Below are 18,074 nucleotides of genomic sequence, written 5' to 3' on the forward strand. Positions count from 1 at the left end.
CCCCCCCCACATGAAAGGGAAAGCCCATGTCACTGGACCCCGTCGCGTACCTCCCCTACCAGGACCCGGACGACTTCATCCGTGAGGTCACCGACCGCATCTGGGTCGACCGGGATGTGTCGTACATCGTCGACAACTACGAGCCGGACTCCATTGTCCACGCGAGCCTCGGCACCGTCGTGGGCCGCGACGGTGTGATCGAAGGCAGCACGATGCGGATGGGCAGCACGCCGCAGCACATCGGCCAGGCCGAGGACGTGGTGTGGGAGGCCCGCGGGAACGACGCCTTCCTCAGCTCGCACCTGGTCTTCTCCGCCGACGAGCACCTCGTGAACGGCAAGATCATCCCCATCCGCAAGCGCACGGTCGCCAACTGCCGCTACCGCAGGGGCCGAATGGTCGAGGAGTGGGTCGTCCGCGACGAACTCGCCGACTGCCTCCAGCGCGGCTCGGACCCGGACGAGGCGGCCCGCGCCCTCACCTTCCAGGGCTACACCGGCTCGATGCTCGAAGCACCGCCGAAGGACGTACTTCTGGAAGGCGTCAGCGGCCCCCGTCCGGACGACTACCGGCCCGAGTGCGAGATGGTCCTCGAATTCATCGACGAGGTCTGGACCCAGCGCCGGCTGCAGAAGGTCAACGACTTCATGGTGCGGGACCTCTTCCTGCACACGATCGGCGACCGGACCGTCATCCGCCCCGACCGCTACCAGGCCGACCTGCTCTCGACCGTCGCCCCGTTCCCCGACGCACGCTTCGAAGTGCGCGACATCCAGACCAACTACGCCGAGCGTTACGCCGGTCTGCGGGTGGCCGTGCTGTGGACCATGCACGGCACCTACCGCGGCACCCCCGCATTCGGCCCCCTGACGGACCAGCCGATCACCATGCTCGGCGTCTCCCAGTTTCTGATCCAGAACGGCCGCATCGTACGCGAGTTCCGCGTCTACGACGAGATCGCACTCCGTGCCCAGATCAACAGCACCCGAGGCGACGGCCCAGCCGTCGAAGCCAACATCTACTGACCCGCGCCCGCCTTGTCGGACCGGAGGGGTTCCCGGCGACCGGGAACCCCTCTCAGGCACGGCAGCGCAGCATCACCAGCGGCGGGTGTGCGAGGAGGTCCGCCCAGAAGTCCTCGCCGAACTCATGGATGCCGGCCTCGGACACCTGCAGCGGGACCCACTCCACCGCACTGAACCCGGCCGTCCGCAGGCACTGCTCGTAGACCTCGCGGCGCGGGACCGTGCTGAGGATGCTGATCGGCTGCGGGTCGAGGAGCGCCGTGACCCGCGCCAGCGGACCGGTCTCGGCTTCCTCGCCGGTCGGCTCGCAGCGGAACCCGTACTTCTCCAGGGACGCGCAGTCGAACCGGTAGTCGGGCTTCTGGGCGAGCACGAAGAACTCGCCGCCCGGCACCAGGCTCCGGTGGATGTTGCGGCACATCCGCTCCATCGCCGCGATGTCCTCGGCGTAGTTGAGGCACTGCACTGCCACCGCGATGTCGAAGTTCCGCTCCAGAGGCCGCAGTTCGGCCACGTCGCCGACCTCGTAGCGGGCACCCAGCGGGTCACGCTGCTCGCTCTCCCGCGCGGCGGCGATCATCTCGACGGAGATGTCGACACCGAAGACATCGGCGGCGCCGCGCCGTTTGAACTCCCTGCTGTAGAAACCGGTGCCGCACGCCACGTCGAGAACCGACTTGCCGCGCACGTCCCCGACCATGCCCAGGAAGCTCGGCACCTCCCCGTAACGTGCCAGCGGCAGGGCCTTGAATCCCTCGAATGCCTCACCGATCTTGTCGTACTGCTGCACGCCCACGTGCTGCCCCTCTGCACTTCGTCCTGTACGTGGCCACACCGGCCCGCCGGCTGCAGAGGCTCGCCGGGCCGCGGTGGTGGCAGAAAGTCTCCACCCGCCCCGTCCGGACGCCGTACTGGCAGATGGCACAAGAGGTGGGCCGGGTCACCCTCGTAACATCCAACACCGCCTCGTGCCGGCCTGGGCGAAGCGGCCGGAGGTGCTGTGACGGTTGCTCTACGAGGCCACTGGTCCCATCGGAACCACTCATCTAGGCCGCGTCGGCGCCTACCGGCTCCGGCGCGGCGGCAGTGGGAACGACGGCGAGGAGCCGGCTCACACCGCTGTCTGCGAAGGCGGATACGACGGCGGGGGACGGTGCGACGATGAACAGGCGGCGGTGACGGAAGCGGGCCCGGCGGTCGGCTGCGATCAGTACTCCCAGGAGCTGCGCCGCGCAGTGCGTGACACCGGACAGGTCGACGTAGACGGACGCGCCGGGTTCGTCCGCACGCTTCATGAGCCGGTCGCGCAACTGCGGAGCGGTGGAAAAGTCCGGTGCGCCGCTGACGAAGACCGTAGCGGGGTGCCGCATTGGCTTGGGCAACGGCTCGGGCAACGGCATCGGCAGCTGGAGCGGCGGCGGAGTGTTGCGCTCGGAGGGCGAGTATTCGGTGGTCATCATGGACCCTGTCCCAGGCGCAGTGCGTGTGCGCCCGGTGTTGTGGTTCTTCGAGAACGAGGCCGGCACGGGCGCCGACTTTCGGGATGCCCTCTCTCGCCACTGTACTCTCCCGCCCTCCGCCGCCGACGGAGCAGCGCCCGCCCGCACCACCGCGTCACGGCACCGGGATCACCCGCCCGGCAGGGCATAGCGCAGGATGCGCCGCCAGGTGGCTGCGTACTGCTTGCGGAGGGGGCCCGTGGCATAGGGCAGGTCGTACTTCTCGCAGAGCTTGCGGACGGTGGGAGCGATCCGCGCGTACCGGTTGCTGGGCAGATCCGGGAAAAGGTGGTGTTCGATCTGGTGACTGAGGTTGCCACTGAGGATGTGGAAGAGCGTGCTGCCCTCGATGTTGGCCGAGCCCTGGATCTGGCGCAGGTACCACTGGGCGCGGGTTTCGTCGTCGAGCTGTTCCTCGGTGAAGGTCTGGACGCCGTCGGGGAAGTGGCCGCAGAAGATGATGGTGTGCGCCCAGACGTTGCGAGTGGTGTTGGCCGCGAGGTTGCCCAGCAGGCAGGGGAGTGCGGACGGCCCGGCCAGCAGCGGGAACAGCAGGTAGTCCTTGGCGAGTTGGCGTACCGCCTTGCCGGCCAGCCCTGCCACGTCGCGCAGGAAGGCGCGCGGTGTTTTGCGGCCGGCGGTGACGGCGTCCGCCTCCAGGTCGTACAGGGCGATGCCCCATTCGAAGACCGGGGCGAGCGCCAGGTTGTAGAACGGCTGGGCCAGGTGGACGGGGCGCCAGCGCTGATCGCCGCTCATCCGGAAGATCGTGTAGCCGAGGTCGCGGTCCCGGCCGACGACATTGGTCCAGGTGTGGTGCAGGTGGTTGTGGGTGCGCTGCCACGCCCTGGCGGGCGCGAGGAAGTCCCACTCCCAGGTGGTCGAGTGGATGGCCGGGTCGCGCATCCAGTCCCACTGGCCGTGCAGGACGTTGTGGCCGATCTCCATGTTCTCCAGGATCTTCGCCGCGGCGAGCATCGCGGTGCCCGCCGCCCAGGCGGGCGGGAACAGCGAGACCGCGAGGGCCACCCGGCCGCCCGTCTCCAGGCCGCGCTGGGTGGCGATCACCGTACGGATGTAACGCGCGTCGTCGGCGCCGAGCTCACTGAGGACCTCGGTGCGGATCCGGTCGAGCTCCGCGCCGAGTGCGTCGATGTCGGCGGGGTCGAGATTCGGGACGGTCACGGTCATGTCGGTCTCCTGGGAGTCGACGGACGGATCGGCGGAGGGAACGGTGGACGGATTGGCGGACGGAACGGTGGACGGATCGCCGGACGGATCCAGGGTGGATCGAGGGGCGGATCGGCGTACGGAGCGGAAGGCCATGGGCGTGGCCTGCCCGGCGAGGCCGACTAGACATCGAGGGCGACGCTTCCCGCGGCGGCCGAGACGCAGGTCTGGATCAACTGGCCGGGCTCGTCGTGCGTGTGACCGCTGCGCAGATCGCGTACGCGTCCTCTCGCCAGCGGGACGAGGCAGCCGAAGCAGATGCCACGGCGGCATCCGTACGGCAGGACCGCACCGGCGGCCTCGCCGACCTCCAGCAGGGGACGCGCCGGATCGGCGTCGGCCTCGATGCCCGACCGCAGGAAGCGGACGCGGCCACCGGACGACCCGTCGGCCGCTGCGTGGGAAGTGTCCGCCCGGGGGACGGGCGCGAGCGCGAATCGCTCGACGTGCAGCCGGTCCGGTGTTCCCGCCCGCGCCCAGTGGTCCTCCAGGGCGTCGAGCAGGGCGGCCGGGCCGCAGGCCCAGGTCTCGCGCTCGCGCCAGTCCGGGCACAGGCGCGTCAGGTGATCGAGGGTGAGTCGGCCGGCCCGGGCGGGGCCGTGTCGTGTGTGGTGTTCATGGAGCCGGAACCACGACAACTCGCTCTGCGCAAGACGGAGTTCGGTGCGGAAAATGACATCGGCGGGGCCGGGCGCGCTGTGCACGAGCAGCACGTCGGGGCGCGGGCCCGTCGCACGCCGCGCCATGAGCGTACGAAGAATGCCCATGACCGGGGTGATCCCACTGCCGGCAGTCACCATCAGCATGCGCCGCGGCAACGGGTCCGGCAGTGTGAAGGCGCCCTGAGCGGGCCCCAGCCGCAGCAGCGCGCCCCGGCGGATCCGATGCGCCAGATACGGTGAAACGGTCCCGCTGTCCGCGGCCTTGACCGTGATCGCCACCGGTCCACCGGGCCGCCCCGGTGGCGAGGTCAGGGAGTATGTACGCCAGTGCTGTACGCCGTCGATCTCCACCCCGACGGGGAGGTACTGGCCGGCCCGGTGCCCGTGCCAGCCCCTGCCGGGCGTGATGACCAGACTGGTCGCGTCCGCCGTCTCCGGCCGGATGGCCGTCACGCGTCCCGCCGGGTGGCGCGCACCGAGCAGCGGATCGACCAGTGCGAGGTAGTCGTCCGGGGTGCGCGGGCTGGTCAGCCAGCCGCAGGCCGCCAGGAGGTGATGGGCGGCTCGACCGGCCAACCGGTGAGCAGTGAGCGGGAGTTCGGGCATCGGCCGCCCCTTTCCTCGCGTCCCACGTCGGTTCGTCCCACGTCAGTGCGCTGTGCAGTTGCTCTGCTCCGCGTTGTCCCGGGCCCGGACGGTGCCGACCCTAACCGCGACCGCGTACCTGAGGGGAAGGCGAGGAGCCGCGTTCCCGCCACCCGTGGCAAGGCCGGGAGCATGGCGCTTCCGCGGCGGACAGGGAGGCAGGAGACACGCAGTGCCGTGATCTGAGCGGAAGCCACTGTTCAACGGCGACGGCGCGGGACGAAAACGACCGGATGGCAGCGGAACGCTTCAGAACGGTGACCGCCCCGCCCCACCGTGCCGCCCCCACCTACGACCGCAGCGCCTCCTACGACCGCAACGTCTCCGAAGCAGCGCCTCCTACGACCGCAACGTCTCCGAAGGCGACTCCCCGAACTGCTCGCGGTACGCGAGGGAGAAGCGGCCCGGATGGAAGAAGCCCCAGCGGGAGGCGACGGTGGTGACGGTCGTGGTGCCCGGGTCGGAGGCCAGGAGTTCCTTGCGCACGCGGTCCAGGCGGACCTCGCGCAGGTACGCGATCGGTGTCGTGTCGAGGTGCCGGCGGAAGCCCTCCTGGAGGGCCCGTACGCCGACGCCGACGCATTCCGCGATCTCCGCGACCGTGAGCGGCTCGGCGGCGTGCCCCTCGATGATCTCCATGGCGCGGCGGACCGCAGGCGGTGCGACGCGCGGTTGCTCGCCGAGCAGTGCCGGCGTGTAGTTGTTGGGCTGGGCCATCAACAGCTGGGTCATGAGGAGTGATTCGAGCTGTTTTGTCACGATGGGCTGGCTTGTCATGCCGCCGGGCCCCTCCGCCTCCCGGCGCATGAGGTCGACGATGTTGAGCCAGGAGCGGGAGTCCGGTGTGGTGAGGTTCATGCCGAGCGAGAAGACGATCGGGCGGCGCACGGTGCGGCCGAGCAGACTGCCCAGGTGCGATTCCAGCGACGATCGGTCGAACCACACGATCAGTTGCGGATTGCCGCCACCCCAGCGCATATCCAGCTTTCCGGTGGGAGAGGGGACAGAAGCGAGTTCGGGGGAGGAAATGATCTCTTCGCGGCCGCAGGTGATTTCGGCGTAACCGGCGAGCGGGATCTGGACGAGGAAAAAGCTCTCCAGGTCGCCCGGTGTGATCCGGACTTCCGTTCCGTAATCGAGGTAATACAGGCCCGTCCGGTCAAAGGGTGCGCCGTGCAGCCGGGCGTCGAGCGTCGCCGAGCGCTGCGTGATGCGCAGGTCATGCGGGCAGAAGGCGCGGCCGACCTCGGCCCGCGCCTCCCAAATGTCCGCTGTGTGGAACTGCTGGTGATTTGCGAGAGGGAGCTCTTCAGCGGCCATGTAAACCTCCACCTAAATCTCCACCGCCGAGGCGCGCGATCGGGACAGCGACCCGCGTGATCCGGATAGCGCAGATGATCTTGCCATACCAAAGTTGATCCCCGACCGCTGCGGACCCGAGAAGAAACCAGGGAATCAACGATGCAGGGAGTGCCGGGCCGGACTGCGCTCGTCACGGGCGGAGCCACGCCCAGCAGACAGCCCTTGCCTCCGCTGCCCCGGCTCGCCGGGTCCGCCGGGCCCCTTCAGCCCGCCGGGTGACCCAGGACCCATCCCCCGGTCGTACGGGTCACCCGGCTTCCCGCGGCTGCCCGCCGGATCCCCCCTCCGGCGGGCAGCCGCATTCCGCATCACCGCACCCCCACTCGTTGACGCCGCCACGTCCCCGGAACACCGAACCGGCGCACGGCACTGCACGGCACTGCACGGCATTACGCAGCGCTGCACAGGACAGCACTACACAGCATGGCACCACTCACAACCGCACAATCCGACCCCCCGGAGGTCCCCCTCATGCGCAAGATCACCATCGTCGGAGCCGGCCAGGCCGGCCTCCAGCTCGGTATCGGCCTGCTCGACCACGGTTACGACGTCACGATCGTGTCCAACCGCACCGGAGACCAGATCCGCGAGGGCCGGGTCATGTCCAGCCAGGCCATGTTCGGCACCGCGCTGGCCCACGAGCGCAACCTCGGCCTCGACTTCTGGGGCAACGCCTGCCCGCCCATCGCCGGGCTCGGCGTGAACATCGCCGACGGCCAGGGCGGCCGGGCGCTCTCCTTCGACGCCCGCCTCGAGGCCACCGCCCGCTCGGTCGACCAGCGCGTCAAGATGCCGATCTGGATGGGTGAGTTCGCGCGCCGCGGCGGCCGTCTGGACATCCGCGAGGCCGGCATCGCGGACCTGGAGCGCTACGCCGCCGAGTCCGACCTGGTGATCGTCGCGGCCGGCAAGGGCGAGATCGCCGGGCTCTTCGAGCGGGACGCCGAGCGTTCCCCGTACGGCGCTCCGCAGCGCGCGCTGGCCCTGGCGTACGTCAACGGCATGGCGCCGCTGCCCGACCGCCTCGGCGTCAGCTTCAACGTCATCCCCGGCGTGGGCGAGTACTTCACCATGCCCAGCCTCACCACCAGCGGCCCCTGCGACATCATGTTCTTCGAGGGCATCCCGGGCGGCCCGCTCGACTGCCTCGACGGGCTCACCCCCGACCAGCAGCTGGCGAAGTTCCAGGAGCTGCTGCGGACGTACGTCCCGTGGGAGGCCGAGCGCTGCGCCAATGTCACGCTCACCGACCAGAACGGCACCCTCGCGGGCCGCTTCGCGCCGACCGTCCGCAAGCCCGTCGCCACGCTGCCCTCGGGCGCGCAGGTGCTCGGCCTCGCGGACGTCGTCGTTCTCAACGACCCGATCACCGGACAGGGCTCCAACAACGCCTCGAAGTGCGCGGCCTCCTACCTCGCCACCATCCTGGACCACGGCGAGCACCCGTACGACGCGGCGTTCATGCAGCTGGCCTTCGGCCGCTTCTGGGACAACGTCCAGTCCGCCACGACCTGGACCAACGCGATGCTCGGCGCCCCGCCGCAGCACGTCCTGGAGCTCTTCGGCGCGGCGAGCGCCAACCCCCGTATCGCCGCCCGCTTCGCCAACGGCTTCGACGACCCGCGCGACTTCTTCCACTGGTTCATGGACCCGGCCGCCGCGAAGAACTACCTGGCCGAGGTCAGTGCCTGAGCGCCCGTCGGCATCGGCACTCTGACGGCGCGTCAGTGCTAGCACGTACGTAACGTAACGAGAGCAGGACAGCAGGACCATGAGAAGGATCGCGGTGATCGGCGCCGGGCAGGCGGGTGCCCAACTCGCCCTGGGACTCCAGGCGCACGGCTATGACGTCACCCTGGTCACCGACCGCGGCCCCGACGAAATCCGTCGCGGCCCGGTCATGTCCAGTCAGTGCATGTTCGACACCGCGCTGCAGAGCGAGCGCGAACTCGGCCTGCACCACTGGGAGGACCGGGCCCCGGACATCACCGGCATCGCGCTCTCTCTCATCGGTCCGCACGGCACTCCGGAAGTCTCCTGGCGTGCACCGCTGGAGGGGCCCGCGCACTCCGTCGACCAGCGGGTCAAGTGTGCTGCCTGGATAGAGCAGTTCGCGGAGGGCGGCCGCGGCGAGATCGTGCTGCACGAGGCGGGCGTCAACGACCTCGAGTGGTACGCCCGTACGCATGATCTCGTCGTGGTCTCCACCGGCAAGGGCGAACTGAGCCGGCTCTTCCCGCGCAACGCCGAACTCTCCCCGTACGACCGGCCGCGCCGCGCGCTGGCCCTGACGTACGTCACGGGAACGGCGCCGCGGGAGGGGGAGGCCGCCGTCCACTACCGCATGGTCCCCGGCGTCGGCGAATACTTCTCCTTCCCGGCCCTCACCACCACCGGACCCTGCGACATCATGGTCTTCGAGGGCGTCCCCGGCGGCCCGATGGACTGCTGGGACGACATCCGCACCCCCGAGGCCCACCTCGCCCGCTCGATGGAAATCCTCCACCGGTTCTTCACCGACGAATACGAGCGCTGCCGGCACGCCCAACTCACGGACGCAGGTGGTGTGTTGCGCGGCCGGATCACCCCGACCGTCCGCCACCCCGTCGCCCGCCTCGCCTCCGGCCGGCACGTCCTCGGCATGGCCGACGCCGTCGTACTCAACGACCCGATCACCGGCCAGGGTTCGAACAACGCGGCCCAGGCCGCGGCCCACTACCTCGACAGCATCCTCCGCCACGGCACCGCCGAATTCACCCCGCAGTGGATGCAGCGCACCTCCGACAACTTCTGGCGCGGCTGGGCACAATGGGCCGTCGGCTGGACCAACTCCCTCCTGGCCGACCTGAGCCCCCACCACCGCGAACTCCTCACCGCGGCAGCCGAAATACCCTCGGTCGCCGGCGCCCTCGCCGCAGGATTCGACGACCCGCGCACCCTCTACCGCTGGTGGTTCGAGGAGGCCGAGGCGCACCGCTTCCTCGCCGAGAAGCGCGCCCAGCACGCCGCCCGTTTCGACGGCCGCGAGCTGCGCCGCGCGCTGGGCCAGTACGCCACCGGCGTGACCGTGGTGACGGCCCGTGCCCCCGACGGCCGTAACGTCGGCATGACCGCGAACTCCTTCACCTCCGTCTCCCTGGACCCGCCCCTCGTCCTGTGGTGCCCCGGCAAAAACGCGCCGAGCCTCCCGGACTTCACCGACGCCTCGCACTTCGCCGTCCACGTACTGGCCGCCGACCAGCACCACCTCTCCCGTCAGTTCGCCACCCCGGCCGACGACAAATTCCGCGGCACCCCCACCACTCCCGGCATCGCCGGCACGCCTCTCCTCGACGGCGCGGTCGCCCGCTTCCAATGCCGCACCGTCCAACGCGTCGACGCCGGCGACCACATCATCTTCCTCGGCGAGGTCGAACAGTACGAGGCCGATGGCGGCGCTCCTCTGGTGTTCCACTCGGGCTACTACCACGTGGCGACGAAGCACCCGGATCTGTGAACGGGCGTGGCCGGATCTGTGCGGAGTGGTCATGCCCCGCAGGGATACCCGCACTGCAACGGCCTTCCGGCCGCGTTCGCTGCCCTGGCGAAGACGGTCGCGGCCTCCCCCAGTGGCATGAGGAGAAGCGATGAATTTTCCGATGCGGCGTCCCGGCGGTGGTCCGGAGCAGCGACAAGGAGCAGGGCTGTCCGCCTGGGATCCTTTCGCCGAATTCGAGAATCTGTGGAACCAGATGGGCCAGCTCTTCGGGCGAACCGTGAGCCCCGTCGGCCGCGAGGGCACCTGGATGCCGGCAGTCGAGGAGGAAGAGCTCGACGACGCCTACGTGGTGCGAGCCGAACTTCCGGGCATTCCTGAGCAGAACGTGAACATAGAGGTGGACGACAACGAGCTGCAGATCACGGGAGAGATCTCCGAAGAGCAGCAGGGGCAGACACTGTCGCGCCGCACCGGCAGGTTCTTCTACCGCACCAGTCTGCCAGGTGGCGTCGACAGCGAGCGGGCCGAGGCTGAGCTGACGGATGGCATCCTGCGGGTCCGCCTGCCCAAGTCGGGTTCGTCCAAGCGGCGCCGTGTCACTCTCGGCGGCAAGGAGTAGCAACCGGCCGTCGCGAGACCGTCCGTTGAGGCGCGAAGTGGCGACGCTTGAGGCGCGGAGTGGTGACACTTGAGGCGCGGAGTGGCGACGCTCCTGCCAGAAGGGAGACCCGGATGACTGAGCAACGTTCCTCCCTCGCCGGGGTCGACAGGCCGGTCGTGGGCTCGTACCCGACGTACGAAGGTGCCCAACGCGCGGTCGATTTTCTCTCGGACAACAAGTTCCCGGTGCAACACACTGCGATCATCGGTTCGGACCTGCGCATGGTCGAAACCGTGCTGGGGCGACTCACCCTCGGCCGGGCCGCTCTGGCCGGGGCAGGCACCGGTGCCTGGTTCGGCCTGCTGATCGGTCTGCTGTTGTCGGTGTTCGCCGCCGGCCGCCATGGCGTTCTGACGCTGGTACTCAGCGCTGTTGCCTACGGAGCGGTTTTCGGCACGGTGTTCGGCCTCGCGAGCCACGCCATGACCGGTGGACGCCGAGACTTCGCTTCCCGGAGCCAGATCGTCGCGGCCCGCTATGACGTCGTCGCCGACCACGAAGTCGCCGAAGAAGCCAAGAACCAGCTCATCAAGCTCGCCTGGCGAGAGGACTGAGCCCCGAGGCCGGTGCTGCCGGACTCGGTCCGGAACGCGTGCGCCCCGGCCCGGGGCCCGCCTCTTGACGTGCAGCTCGGCCGCGCTTCTCCCGCTACTTCGGGTCGCGGTTGAACAGTGACGTCGACCAGAAGTAGCCGAGCAGGGCCAGTCCCACGCACCAGGCGACGGCCAGCCACCCGTTGTGGCCGATCTCCGTACCCAGCAGCAGGCCGCGCAGGGTTTCGATGGCCGGGGTGAAGGGCTGGTATTCGGCGATCGGCTGGAACCAGCCCGGCATCGCGTCAATGGGCACGAAGGCGCTGGAGAGGAACGGCAGGATCATCAGTGGCATGGCGTTGTTGCTGGCCGCCTCGGCGTTCGGGCTGGACAGGCCCATCCCGACGGCGATCCAGGTGAGCGCCAGGGCGACGAGCGCGAGCAGCCCCAACGCCAGGAGCCAGTCCACGGCAGTGGCATCCGTGGCCCGGAACCCGATGGCCACCGCGACGGCCCCGACGAGTACCACGCTCATCACACACTGCAGCACGCTGCCGATGACATGCCCGACGAGCACCGACCCGCGGTGGATCGCCATCGTACGGAAGCGGGCGATGATGCCCTCGTTCATATCGGTGGCGACGGACACCGCGCTGCCGATCGTGGTGCCGCCGATGGTCAGCAGCAGGATGCCCGGGACGAGATACGCGAGGTACCTGGTCCGGTCCGCCCCGCCGGCCCCGATGCCGGCGCTCATCACATCACCGAAGATGTAGACGAAGAGCAGCAGCAGTATGACGGGCGTGAGCAGCAAATTCAGCGTCAGGGACGGGTAGCGCCGCGCGTGCAGCAGGTTGCGCCGCAGCATCGTGGACGAGTCGCGCACGGCGAGGGAGAGGGAGCTCATCGGACGTCCTCCTTGGGCTGGTCGGTCCGGCCGGGCGCGCCGGCGCCGGTCAGGGCGAAGAACACGTCGTCGAGGTCGGGCGTGTGCACGGTCAGCTCGTCCGCCTCGATGCCGGCCGAGTCCAGCCGGTCGAGGAGGGAACGCAGCTCGCGCTGGCTGCCGTCGCTGGGGATCTGCAGTGTGAGCGCCTCGTCGTCCGTGGTGGCCTCACGCAGCGCGAGGGCGGCGTTCTGGTACGCGGCCGGATCGGTGAAGCGGAGCCGTATGTGGCCGCCGGGGATGAGCCGCTTCAGCTCCTCGGCGCTCCCCTCGGCGGCGATCTTCCCGTCGTTCAGTACCGCGATACGGTCGGCGAGCTCGTCGGCCTCCTCCAGGTACTGGGTGGTGAGGAAGACGGTGACGCCGCCCGTGACGAGCTCGCGGATGATCTGCCACATGTTGTGGCGGCTGCGCGGGTCGAGGCCGGTGGTCGGTTCGTCGAGGAAGATGATCCGCGGGTTGCCGACCAGGGTCATGGCGATGTCCAGGCGGCGCTTCATGCCGCCGGAGTAGCTCTGAGCAGGCTTCTTGGCGGCGTCGAGGAGGTCGAACCGCTCCAGCAGCTCGGCGGTGACCCGCTGCCCCTCGCGCTTGGAGAGGTGGTGCAGGTCCGCCATGAGAAGCATGTTCTCCTCCCCGGTGATCAGCCCGTCGACGGCGGAGAACTGTCCGGTGACGCCGATCGCGGCACGTACCCCGTCCGGTGAGGTGGCGAGGTCGTGCCCCGCGACCTGGGCCTGCCCGCCGTCGGCGGTGATGAGTGTGGACAGGATCTTCACGGCGGTGGTCTTGCCGGCGCCGTTGGGTCCGAGCAGCGCGAACACGGACCCGGCCGGGATGTGCAGATCGATGCCGTCCAGGACGGTCTTGTCGCCGTACGACTTGCGCAGACCGAGAGCGGAGATGGCGGCGGCCGGTGACGGATGACCGTCATCCTGTCTGGATGTGGGCATGACAAAAGAAGGCATGGGCCCTCCCGTTCGAAGGCTGAAGGCTGAAGACTGAGGACTGAAGCGGCTGAGGTGGCCAAAGGCGCTGGGGGAGTGGGCGACGAGTTGCGACCAGTACTCCAGAGGTCACGCCTTGGCGCGGCGGATGTCGATGTTGCCGTACCGGGTGCGGGCGCGGATCTTGACGGTGTCCTCGGCCGTCTCCGGGCCCTCGGACGCGGTGAGCGCGTTGCGTACCTGACCCGAGCTCGAGCGGACGTCGAGCCAGGCGGCCGTACCCTCGCGGACGCCGACGTCGATGGCGCCGTATGAGGTCTCCAACTGGACGGTGCCGCCGGCCACTTCGTCCACCCGCACGGTGCCGTGGGCGGTCGTGGCGGTGACCGAATCCTCGGCACGCCGGATCTCGATGTCGCCGTTGGCATTGTTCACCCGCAGCTCGCCGGTCGCGGCGCCGACGGTCGTGGTGCCATGCGAGTTCTTCAGGACGGCGGGGCCGTCGAGGAGGCCGACGCGCAGGCTGCCGGTGCTGGTGGTGATCTCGGCCGTGCCCTCGACCCGGTCCACGGTGATGGAACCGTGCGACGCGGTCAACTGCAGCGGGCCGGTGGTGTCGAGGCGGACGTCGCCGGAGGAGGTCTTCACGCGTACTTCGCCGAGCCGGCCCTCGCCGAGCACCTGCGCCCAGGCGCCGGTCGTGTCGATGCGCGAACCCGTGGGCAGTTCGACCGTCACATCGACGGTTCCGATGCGACCGAGGCCGAACAGGTTGGGCTTGGGCGTCCTGACGGTCAGTACGCCACTCGCGTACGTGACCTCGGTCTGGTCGGCCGTCCGCACGTCCAGGTCCTTCTTCGGGTCGCGGGGCCGCACCTCGACGACCGTGTCGAGACGGTCGCCCGCGGTGAACTGGATGGAACCGGCCTCCACATGCGCGGTGGCCGAGATCGCTTCGGGAGTGTCGAAAGTAGGCATGGCTGTCCCGTCCTCTTGAGTCTTCAGGGCGTCCCCGCTGGTGGGACGTGGTGTGGGTGAAGTGGGCGAAGTGGTACGGACGGGGGCGCGGCTAGCGCACCCAGCCCGTGAAGCTCTGTCCGAAGGTCTGGGTCTTCTCCGTCGTGCGCGGCCGGGCGCCGCCGTCGACCGCTGCCGACACCGCGCGTACCAGCCACGCGTTGACCGACAGGCCCTCGCGGGCCGCGGCCTCCTCGGCGCGGGCCTTGAGGTGGGCCGGCAGGCGCAGGTTGACGCGGGCGGTGCCGCCCTCGTCGCCGTCGGCCGGGGCCTTGAGCGGTTCGGCGGGCGCGGCCGGCTCCGCGGGGGTGCCGCCGTCGGTGGGCGGCGGCGTCACCACGAAGTCGGGGTCGAGCCCGCGCAGCCGTACGTCGACCGAGCCGGGGGCGAGTTCGCGAGTGATCTCGTCCGCCGCGGCGGAGAGCGCATTGAGCATGGTCAGCCGGGCAGCCGACTCCAGGGGAGCGGTGAGCCTCTCGGCCAGCTCGCGGGCTTCGTCACCGCCGGCTTCGGCGGCCACCGCGAGTTCGCGGCGGAGGGTGTCGACATACGGGGTGAGGTCCATGACGCCATAGTGGCACCACAGTGGCGCCACGCGCAAGTCTTACGGTGACACCTCTGAGGCGTCAATCGATCCCAAGGCCCTGACCAGCGGAAACGTGCTGACGTCTAGCTGAGTCATAGTGGTGCCATGAGGTGGCACCGGAGGTGTCTAGTGGTGCCATCCGTCGCCGTGAATGGCGGCCCGCTCCGTCGGGCCCCAGGCGCCCCAGCCCTGCTGGCCCTCCGCTGGCCCTGCTGCTGACTCTGCTGGGAACAGATTTCCGGCACCGAACACCGGCAGAAATGGGCGTCACCCCATTGCAGGAAATCTGTCGTGGCGAGGGTAGACATGGGCGGGTCGCGGGGCTACCGTTCTGTCCGTAGCCACGAGGTCGAGTGAGGCGCGGCAGGGGACGAACTGCCGCGCACGCAGGTCCGATGAACAACGGCACGGCAGTGGAGTGAGGGAGCCGGAAGGCTGGAAGGGCTCCGTCACTGACTGCCGGGCCGGCGGCCCATCAGGGGCCGCGAAGCAGTACCGCACGTTCCATCCAGCAGTACGAAGCAGAAGTCCGGAAAGAAGGAGGCAGACGCCATCAGGATCGCCCGGGCGAGGAAGCATCACCGCCCGGGTACCGCAAGGCCCCGGATTGGAAGGTGGTCCCCGGTCACGCATCCGCGATCCCCGCGCCTCCGGCCTCCCAGGCGGAGACGCGGAACGAGAAGGCCGGCGCAGCTGTAAGCCGGCAGATGGTGTTGAAATCCCTCGGGGCCCTGGTGTCGTACGACACCAGGGCCCCTCGACGTATGACCGCAACGACGTATGACCGCAACGAGGTGCAGATGACAGCAGACAATCCGCTCGACCGTCTCGATGACGACGACTACCCCGCCTACACGATGGGCCGCGCCGCCGAACTCCTCGGCACCACCCCCGCCTTCCTGCGGGCGATAGGCAAAGCCCGCCTGATCACCCCGCTCCGCTCCGAGGGCGGCCACCGCCGGTACTCGCGCTACCAGCTGCGCATCGCCGCCCGCGCCCGCGAACTGGTCGACCAGGGCACTCCCGTCGAGGCGGCCTGCCGCATTGTCATCCTCGAAGACCAGCTCGAAGAGGCCCAGCGCATCAATGAGGAATTGCGCCGCTCCGGCTCGCAGTCCCACCGCACCACCGACGCCTGACCCCGCGCCTCGACCACCGACGCCTGACTCCGCGCCTCGACCACCGACGCCTGACTCCGCGCCCTGCTCAGGCTCACTCGTCCGGGTGAGCCGCACCGCCGGTGCCCCGGCCGGCTCCTCAGAAGCTGTGCCATATCCCCTGATCTATAACGTTGTGTAACTGCAGGGCAGTTCGGCCGTATGACAGCGCTCGCTCTGCGCCCCATCTCGCGCCGAAGGTACGAAATCCTGCGTATTTTCGGATGTCCTGGGCTTTTCGCAGGAAGTGTCGCGAAAGCAGTCTTTCTGGGTTGCTGGTGCGGTGCTTGACTCATTCCCCGCGTAGTGGCCGTCGGGGCGGCCGACCGGCCTGCCGACAGGCACGCGAGAGAGGAGTAACGCGATGAGCATGACCCAGAGCGGCAAGCTGAACCTGGACTCGTCACACTCCACCGAGACAAGGGGAGGGAAGACCGACACCTTCAAGCAAGTCAACTTCCCCACCCCCTTCCCCGCAGGATCGGACGTGATCATTCAGGTCACGGTGCAGACCTTCAACGGGCCCGAGACCCCCGGGGTCAGGCTGCACGACGTGACGAACACGGGATTCAAGATTCGTTTCAATGAGATCTACGGCGGGGGTATCTCGGCTGACGGCAAGCACACCACGGAGACCGTCGGCTGGACCGCCTTCACGGTCTGAACGCCCAGAGCAGACTGGTCGTTTGAAGAGTTCGAGCGGAACTGGAACAGCGTTCCGAGGGACCGGACGGGGCCAGGAGGGCGACGGCGTTGAAGCCGAGCGGCCGTACCGGCGCCACGGGCATCCTGCCTTGCCGACGCAGGCTCGGACACGGCTACCAGGGTCTTCGCATCCCTGATCGCACTTCTGCCAGGCAGCCGTGGTGGCTCCGATGTGTGGAGCCACCACGGCATCGTTTTCGGTGCGTAGCAGGAAACTCAAGGGATATGCCACAGCTCCTCAGAGGGCGGGCCGCCGCTGCTCGCTGCTGGCCTGGCGCAGGTCGTCGGTGTGGCGGGTGAGGGCGTCCACGCGAGCCGCGAGATCGGGGTGGCCGGCAGCGAGGTGGTCGCGGGCGCGGGTCAGCGGGCCGAGGAGCGCGGCGACGTCATGGCGGCCCAGCGCCTGAATGAGGGGCGTGCGGGCTTCCGCGGGCAGGTCGGTCACCGCGGTGATCTCTCCGGCGAGCCGGCGCAGGTCGGCGGCGTTGCTGCGGGCCCAGGTGGTGACCGTGCGGTCGGCGGCGCGCTGATCACGGGTGGCCTGGATGCGCTCTTCGCCGGTGGTGCCCGGCGCTCCGGGGCGCAGCCGCAGGTAGCGGCGTTCGGCTGACTGCCGGTTGGCGACCCCCAGGGGTTGGGCGAGGTCCGCCCAGCTGGCACCGGCCTCGCGGGCGATTTCGATCAGCCCCGTCTCCCAGCCGGCCAGCTGGTCCCGCAGCTGGCGCAGCAGCAACAGCGCGGCCAGCGCCTGCTCTGTGCTGGCTCCGGGCTCGGGCTGCCGGCCGGGCTGCGGCGTCTGGGCGGTACGTACGGCCTCCTCGATGGCCTCCAGCGCTGCTGCGGCGGCGGGGAAGGAGGCGGGCGGGGACACCGGTTTCTGGTCGTCTGCGGGCATGAGTCACCTCCGCTCAAGGGTGTCGCCCTTCAGGCGACGTGCTCACTTGTCATCGTTCGGATGACATGCTACAAGAGAAGCAGGTAACAGCGCATGGGCATGAACAGCCCGAGCGAAAACGGAGGTGTTTTCCCGATGCTGATGCGCACCGATCCCTTCCGTGAGCTGGACCGGCTCACCCAGCAGCTCCTCGGTACCAACCCGTCCGGCACCTGGTCGCGGCCCTCGGCGATGCCGATGGATGCCTACCGCGAGGGCGAGGAGTACGTGATCGCCCTCGACCTGCCCGGTGTCGACCCCGAGGCGATCGACATCGACGTCGAGCGGAACATGCTCACGGTCAAGGCCGAGCGCCGGCCCATCGCCAAGAGCGACAAGGTCCAGGTGGAGCTCTCCGAGCGGCCCCTGGGCGTCTTCTCCCGCCAGGTGATGCTCGCCGACTCGCTGGACACCGAGAACATCAGGGCCGACTACGAAGCGGGCGTCCTCACCGTACGCATCCCGATCGCCGAGCGCGCCAAGCCGCGCAAGATTTCCATCGGCGCAGGCTCGGGACGCAAGGAGATCAGCGGCTGAGGCCGACCCTCGACGTCACACCGGAGGACGGGCCCCTCCCGGCAACAGGGGATGGACCCTTCCCTCTGACACGTCACCCTCGCGGCGGCGGAGGGCGAGTTGATCTGCCCCTCAACACCCGCTCCTCCGCCGCCCCAGAACACACGTACC

At 69.3% G+C, this 18,074-nt stretch carries 17 protein-coding genes and 2 pseudogenes; 9 read left to right on the plus strand and 10 right to left on the minus strand.

Going from position 1 to position 18,074, the window contains the following annotated elements:
* The first annotated feature begins 26 nt into the window (after positions 1–26).
* Complete coding sequence (locus CCS38_RS18880) at positions 27–1,025, plus strand: nuclear transport factor 2 family protein (protein ID WP_223734467.1); 999 nt, start codon at positions 27–29, stop codon at positions 1,023–1,025.
* 52 nt (positions 1,026–1,077) lie between these two features.
* Here CCS38_RS18880 and CCS38_RS18885 read toward each other — a convergent pair whose 3' ends face one another.
* The 5 genes from CCS38_RS18885 to CCS38_RS18905 form a co-directional block, all read right to left on the minus strand.
* Positions 1,078–1,821 carry a class I SAM-dependent methyltransferase gene (locus CCS38_RS18885; protein ID WP_223734468.1) on the minus strand — a complete coding sequence of 248 codons (744 nt, stop codon included), beginning with the start codon at positions 1,819–1,821 and terminating at the stop codon, positions 1,078–1,080.
* Between the two features lie 250 nt (positions 1,822–2,071).
* Complete coding sequence (locus CCS38_RS18890) at positions 2,072–2,485, minus strand: STAS domain-containing protein (protein ID WP_223734469.1); 414 nt, start codon at positions 2,483–2,485, stop codon at positions 2,072–2,074.
* 168 nt (positions 2,486–2,653) lie between these two features.
* Positions 2,654–3,715, minus strand: a complete 1,062-nt coding sequence (locus CCS38_RS18895; protein ID WP_223734470.1) for a fatty acid desaturase family protein — start codon at positions 3,713–3,715, stop codon at positions 2,654–2,656.
* 161 nt (positions 3,716–3,876) lie between these two features.
* Positions 3,877–5,022 carry a ferredoxin reductase gene (locus tag CCS38_RS18900; RefSeq protein WP_223734471.1) on the minus strand — a complete coding sequence of 382 codons (1,146 nt, stop codon included), beginning with the start codon at positions 5,020–5,022 and terminating at the stop codon, positions 3,877–3,879.
* Positions 5,023–5,400: 378 nt separating this feature from the next.
* Complete coding sequence (locus CCS38_RS18905) at positions 5,401–6,381, minus strand: AraC family transcriptional regulator (protein ID WP_223734472.1); 981 nt, start codon at positions 6,379–6,381, stop codon at positions 5,401–5,403.
* Positions 6,382–6,894: 513 nt separating this feature from the next.
* Between CCS38_RS18905 and CCS38_RS18910 the strand changes: the two genes are divergently transcribed.
* From CCS38_RS18910 to CCS38_RS18925, 5 genes and pseudogenes are all read left to right on the plus strand, one after another.
* A complete protein-coding gene (locus CCS38_RS18910; protein ID WP_223734473.1) occupies positions 6,895–8,115 on the plus strand; it encodes a styrene monooxygenase/indole monooxygenase family protein in 1,221 nt (406 codons plus the stop codon).
* A gap of 79 nt (positions 8,116–8,194) precedes the next feature.
* Positions 8,195–9,409 (plus strand): annotated as a pseudogene (locus CCS38_RS18915) (styrene monooxygenase/indole monooxygenase family protein); the annotation flags it as partial.
* 69 nt (positions 9,410–9,478) lie between these two features.
* Positions 9,479–9,919: pseudogene (locus CCS38_RS35725) on the plus strand (flavin reductase family protein); the annotation flags it as partial.
* Between the two features lie 130 nt (positions 9,920–10,049).
* Positions 10,050–10,520, plus strand: coding sequence for an Hsp20/alpha crystallin family protein (locus CCS38_RS18920; protein ID WP_223734475.1), 471 nt, complete (start codon positions 10,050–10,052; stop codon positions 10,518–10,520).
* Between the two features lie 113 nt (positions 10,521–10,633).
* On the plus strand, positions 10,634–11,116 hold the full coding sequence (locus CCS38_RS18925) for a YflT domain-containing protein (RefSeq protein WP_223734476.1): 483 nt from the start codon (positions 10,634–10,636) through the stop codon (positions 11,114–11,116).
* A 94-nt stretch (positions 11,117–11,210) separates the two neighbouring features.
* Here the strand turns inward: CCS38_RS18925 and CCS38_RS18930 are convergent, their stop codons facing one another.
* The 4 genes from CCS38_RS18930 to CCS38_RS18945 all read right to left on the minus strand — a co-directional run bounded on the left by CCS38_RS18930 (position 11,211) and on the right by CCS38_RS18945 (position 14,570).
* Positions 11,211–12,002 (minus strand): ABC transporter permease, encoded by a 792-nt coding sequence (locus CCS38_RS18930; RefSeq protein WP_223734477.1) that lies wholly within the window; start codon positions 12,000–12,002, stop codon positions 11,211–11,213.
* Complete coding sequence (locus CCS38_RS18935; protein WP_223734478.1) at positions 11,999–12,994, minus strand: ATP-binding cassette domain-containing protein; 996 nt, start codon at positions 12,992–12,994, stop codon at positions 11,999–12,001. Before CCS38_RS18935 ends, CCS38_RS18930 begins: the two co-directional genes overlap by 4 nt.
* Before the next feature lie 123 nt (positions 12,995–13,117).
* On the minus strand, positions 13,118–13,966 hold the full coding sequence (locus CCS38_RS18940) for a DUF4097 family beta strand repeat-containing protein (RefSeq protein WP_223734479.1): 849 nt from the start codon (positions 13,964–13,966) through the stop codon (positions 13,118–13,120).
* A gap of 91 nt (positions 13,967–14,057) precedes the next feature.
* On the minus strand, positions 14,058–14,570 hold the full coding sequence (locus CCS38_RS18945) for a toxin-antitoxin system HicB family antitoxin (RefSeq protein ID WP_223734480.1): 513 nt from the start codon (positions 14,568–14,570) through the stop codon (positions 14,058–14,060).
* A gap of 821 nt (positions 14,571–15,391) precedes the next feature.
* Between CCS38_RS18945 and CCS38_RS18950 the strand changes: the two genes are divergently transcribed.
* Together CCS38_RS18950 and CCS38_RS18955 are read left to right on the plus strand one after the other, a co-directional pair.
* On the plus strand, positions 15,392–15,730 hold the full coding sequence (locus tag CCS38_RS18950; protein WP_223734514.1) for a MerR family transcriptional regulator: 339 nt from the start codon (positions 15,392–15,394) through the stop codon (positions 15,728–15,730).
* Positions 15,731–16,112: 382 nt separating this feature from the next.
* A complete protein-coding gene (locus CCS38_RS18955) occupies positions 16,113–16,412 on the plus strand; it encodes a hypothetical protein (protein WP_223734481.1) in 300 nt (99 codons plus the stop codon).
* Between the two features lie 279 nt (positions 16,413–16,691).
* Here the strand turns inward: CCS38_RS18955 and CCS38_RS18960 are convergent, their stop codons facing one another.
* Positions 16,692–17,348: a type III effector protein gene (locus CCS38_RS18960; RefSeq protein WP_223734482.1), complete on the minus strand. Its 657-nt coding sequence runs from the start codon at positions 17,346–17,348 to the stop codon at positions 16,692–16,694.
* Between the two features lie 135 nt (positions 17,349–17,483).
* Between CCS38_RS18960 and CCS38_RS18965 the strand changes: the two genes are divergently transcribed.
* Entirely contained in the window at positions 17,484–17,924 is a 441-nt protein-coding gene (locus CCS38_RS18965; RefSeq protein WP_223734483.1) for an Hsp20/alpha crystallin family protein, read from the plus strand.
* Positions 17,925–18,074 lie beyond the last annotated feature (150 nt).

The organism is Streptomyces purpurogeneiscleroticus (genome assembly GCF_020024005.1).
Taxonomy (GTDB): Bacteria; Actinomycetota; Actinomycetes; order Streptomycetales; family Streptomycetaceae; genus Streptomyces; species Streptomyces purpurogeneiscleroticus.

Bases quoted from the DNA above. Each gene is read 5' to 3' on its own strand.
- CCS38_RS18960 (WP_223734482.1), bottom strand. From the start codon at position 17,348: ATGCCCGCAGACGACCAGAAACCGGTGTCCCCGCCCGCCTCCTTCCCC.
- CCS38_RS18955 (WP_223734481.1), top strand. From the start codon at position 16,113: ATGAGCATGACCCAGAGCGGCAAGCTGAACCTGGACTCGTCACACTCC.
- CCS38_RS18940 (WP_223734479.1), bottom strand. From the start codon at position 13,966: ATGCCTACTTTCGACACTCCCGAAGCGATCTCGGCCACCGCGCATGTG.
- CCS38_RS18950 (WP_223734514.1), top strand. From the start codon at position 15,392: ATGACAGCAGACAATCCGCTCGACCGTCTCGATGACGACGACTACCCC.
- CCS38_RS18930 (WP_223734477.1), bottom strand. From the start codon at position 12,002: ATGAGCTCCCTCTCCCTCGCCGTGCGCGACTCGTCCACGATGCTGCGG.
- CCS38_RS18945 (WP_223734480.1), bottom strand. From the start codon at position 14,570: ATGGACCTCACCCCGTATGTCGACACCCTCCGCCGCGAACTCGCGGTG.
- CCS38_RS18935 (WP_223734478.1), bottom strand. From the start codon at position 12,994: ATGCCCACATCCAGACAGGATGACGGTCATCCGTCACCGGCCGCCGCC.
- CCS38_RS18910 (WP_223734473.1), top strand. From the start codon at position 6,895: ATGCGCAAGATCACCATCGTCGGAGCCGGCCAGGCCGGCCTCCAGCTC.
- CCS38_RS18890 (WP_223734469.1), bottom strand. From the start codon at position 2,485: ATGATGACCACCGAATACTCGCCCTCCGAGCGCAACACTCCGCCGCCG.
- CCS38_RS18925 (WP_223734476.1), top strand. From the start codon at position 10,634: ATGACTGAGCAACGTTCCTCCCTCGCCGGGGTCGACAGGCCGGTCGTG.
- CCS38_RS18905 (WP_223734472.1), bottom strand. From the start codon at position 6,381: ATGGCCGCTGAAGAGCTCCCTCTCGCAAATCACCAGCAGTTCCACACA.
- CCS38_RS18895 (WP_223734470.1), bottom strand. From the start codon at position 3,715: ATGACCGTGACCGTCCCGAATCTCGACCCCGCCGACATCGACGCACTC.
- CCS38_RS18965 (WP_223734483.1), top strand. From the start codon at position 17,484: ATGCTGATGCGCACCGATCCCTTCCGTGAGCTGGACCGGCTCACCCAG.
- CCS38_RS18880 (WP_223734467.1), top strand. From the start codon at position 27: ATGTCACTGGACCCCGTCGCGTACCTCCCCTACCAGGACCCGGACGAC.
- CCS38_RS18920 (WP_223734475.1), top strand. From the start codon at position 10,050: ATGAATTTTCCGATGCGGCGTCCCGGCGGTGGTCCGGAGCAGCGACAA.
- CCS38_RS18900 (WP_223734471.1), bottom strand. From the start codon at position 5,022: ATGCCCGAACTCCCGCTCACTGCTCACCGGTTGGCCGGTCGAGCCGCC.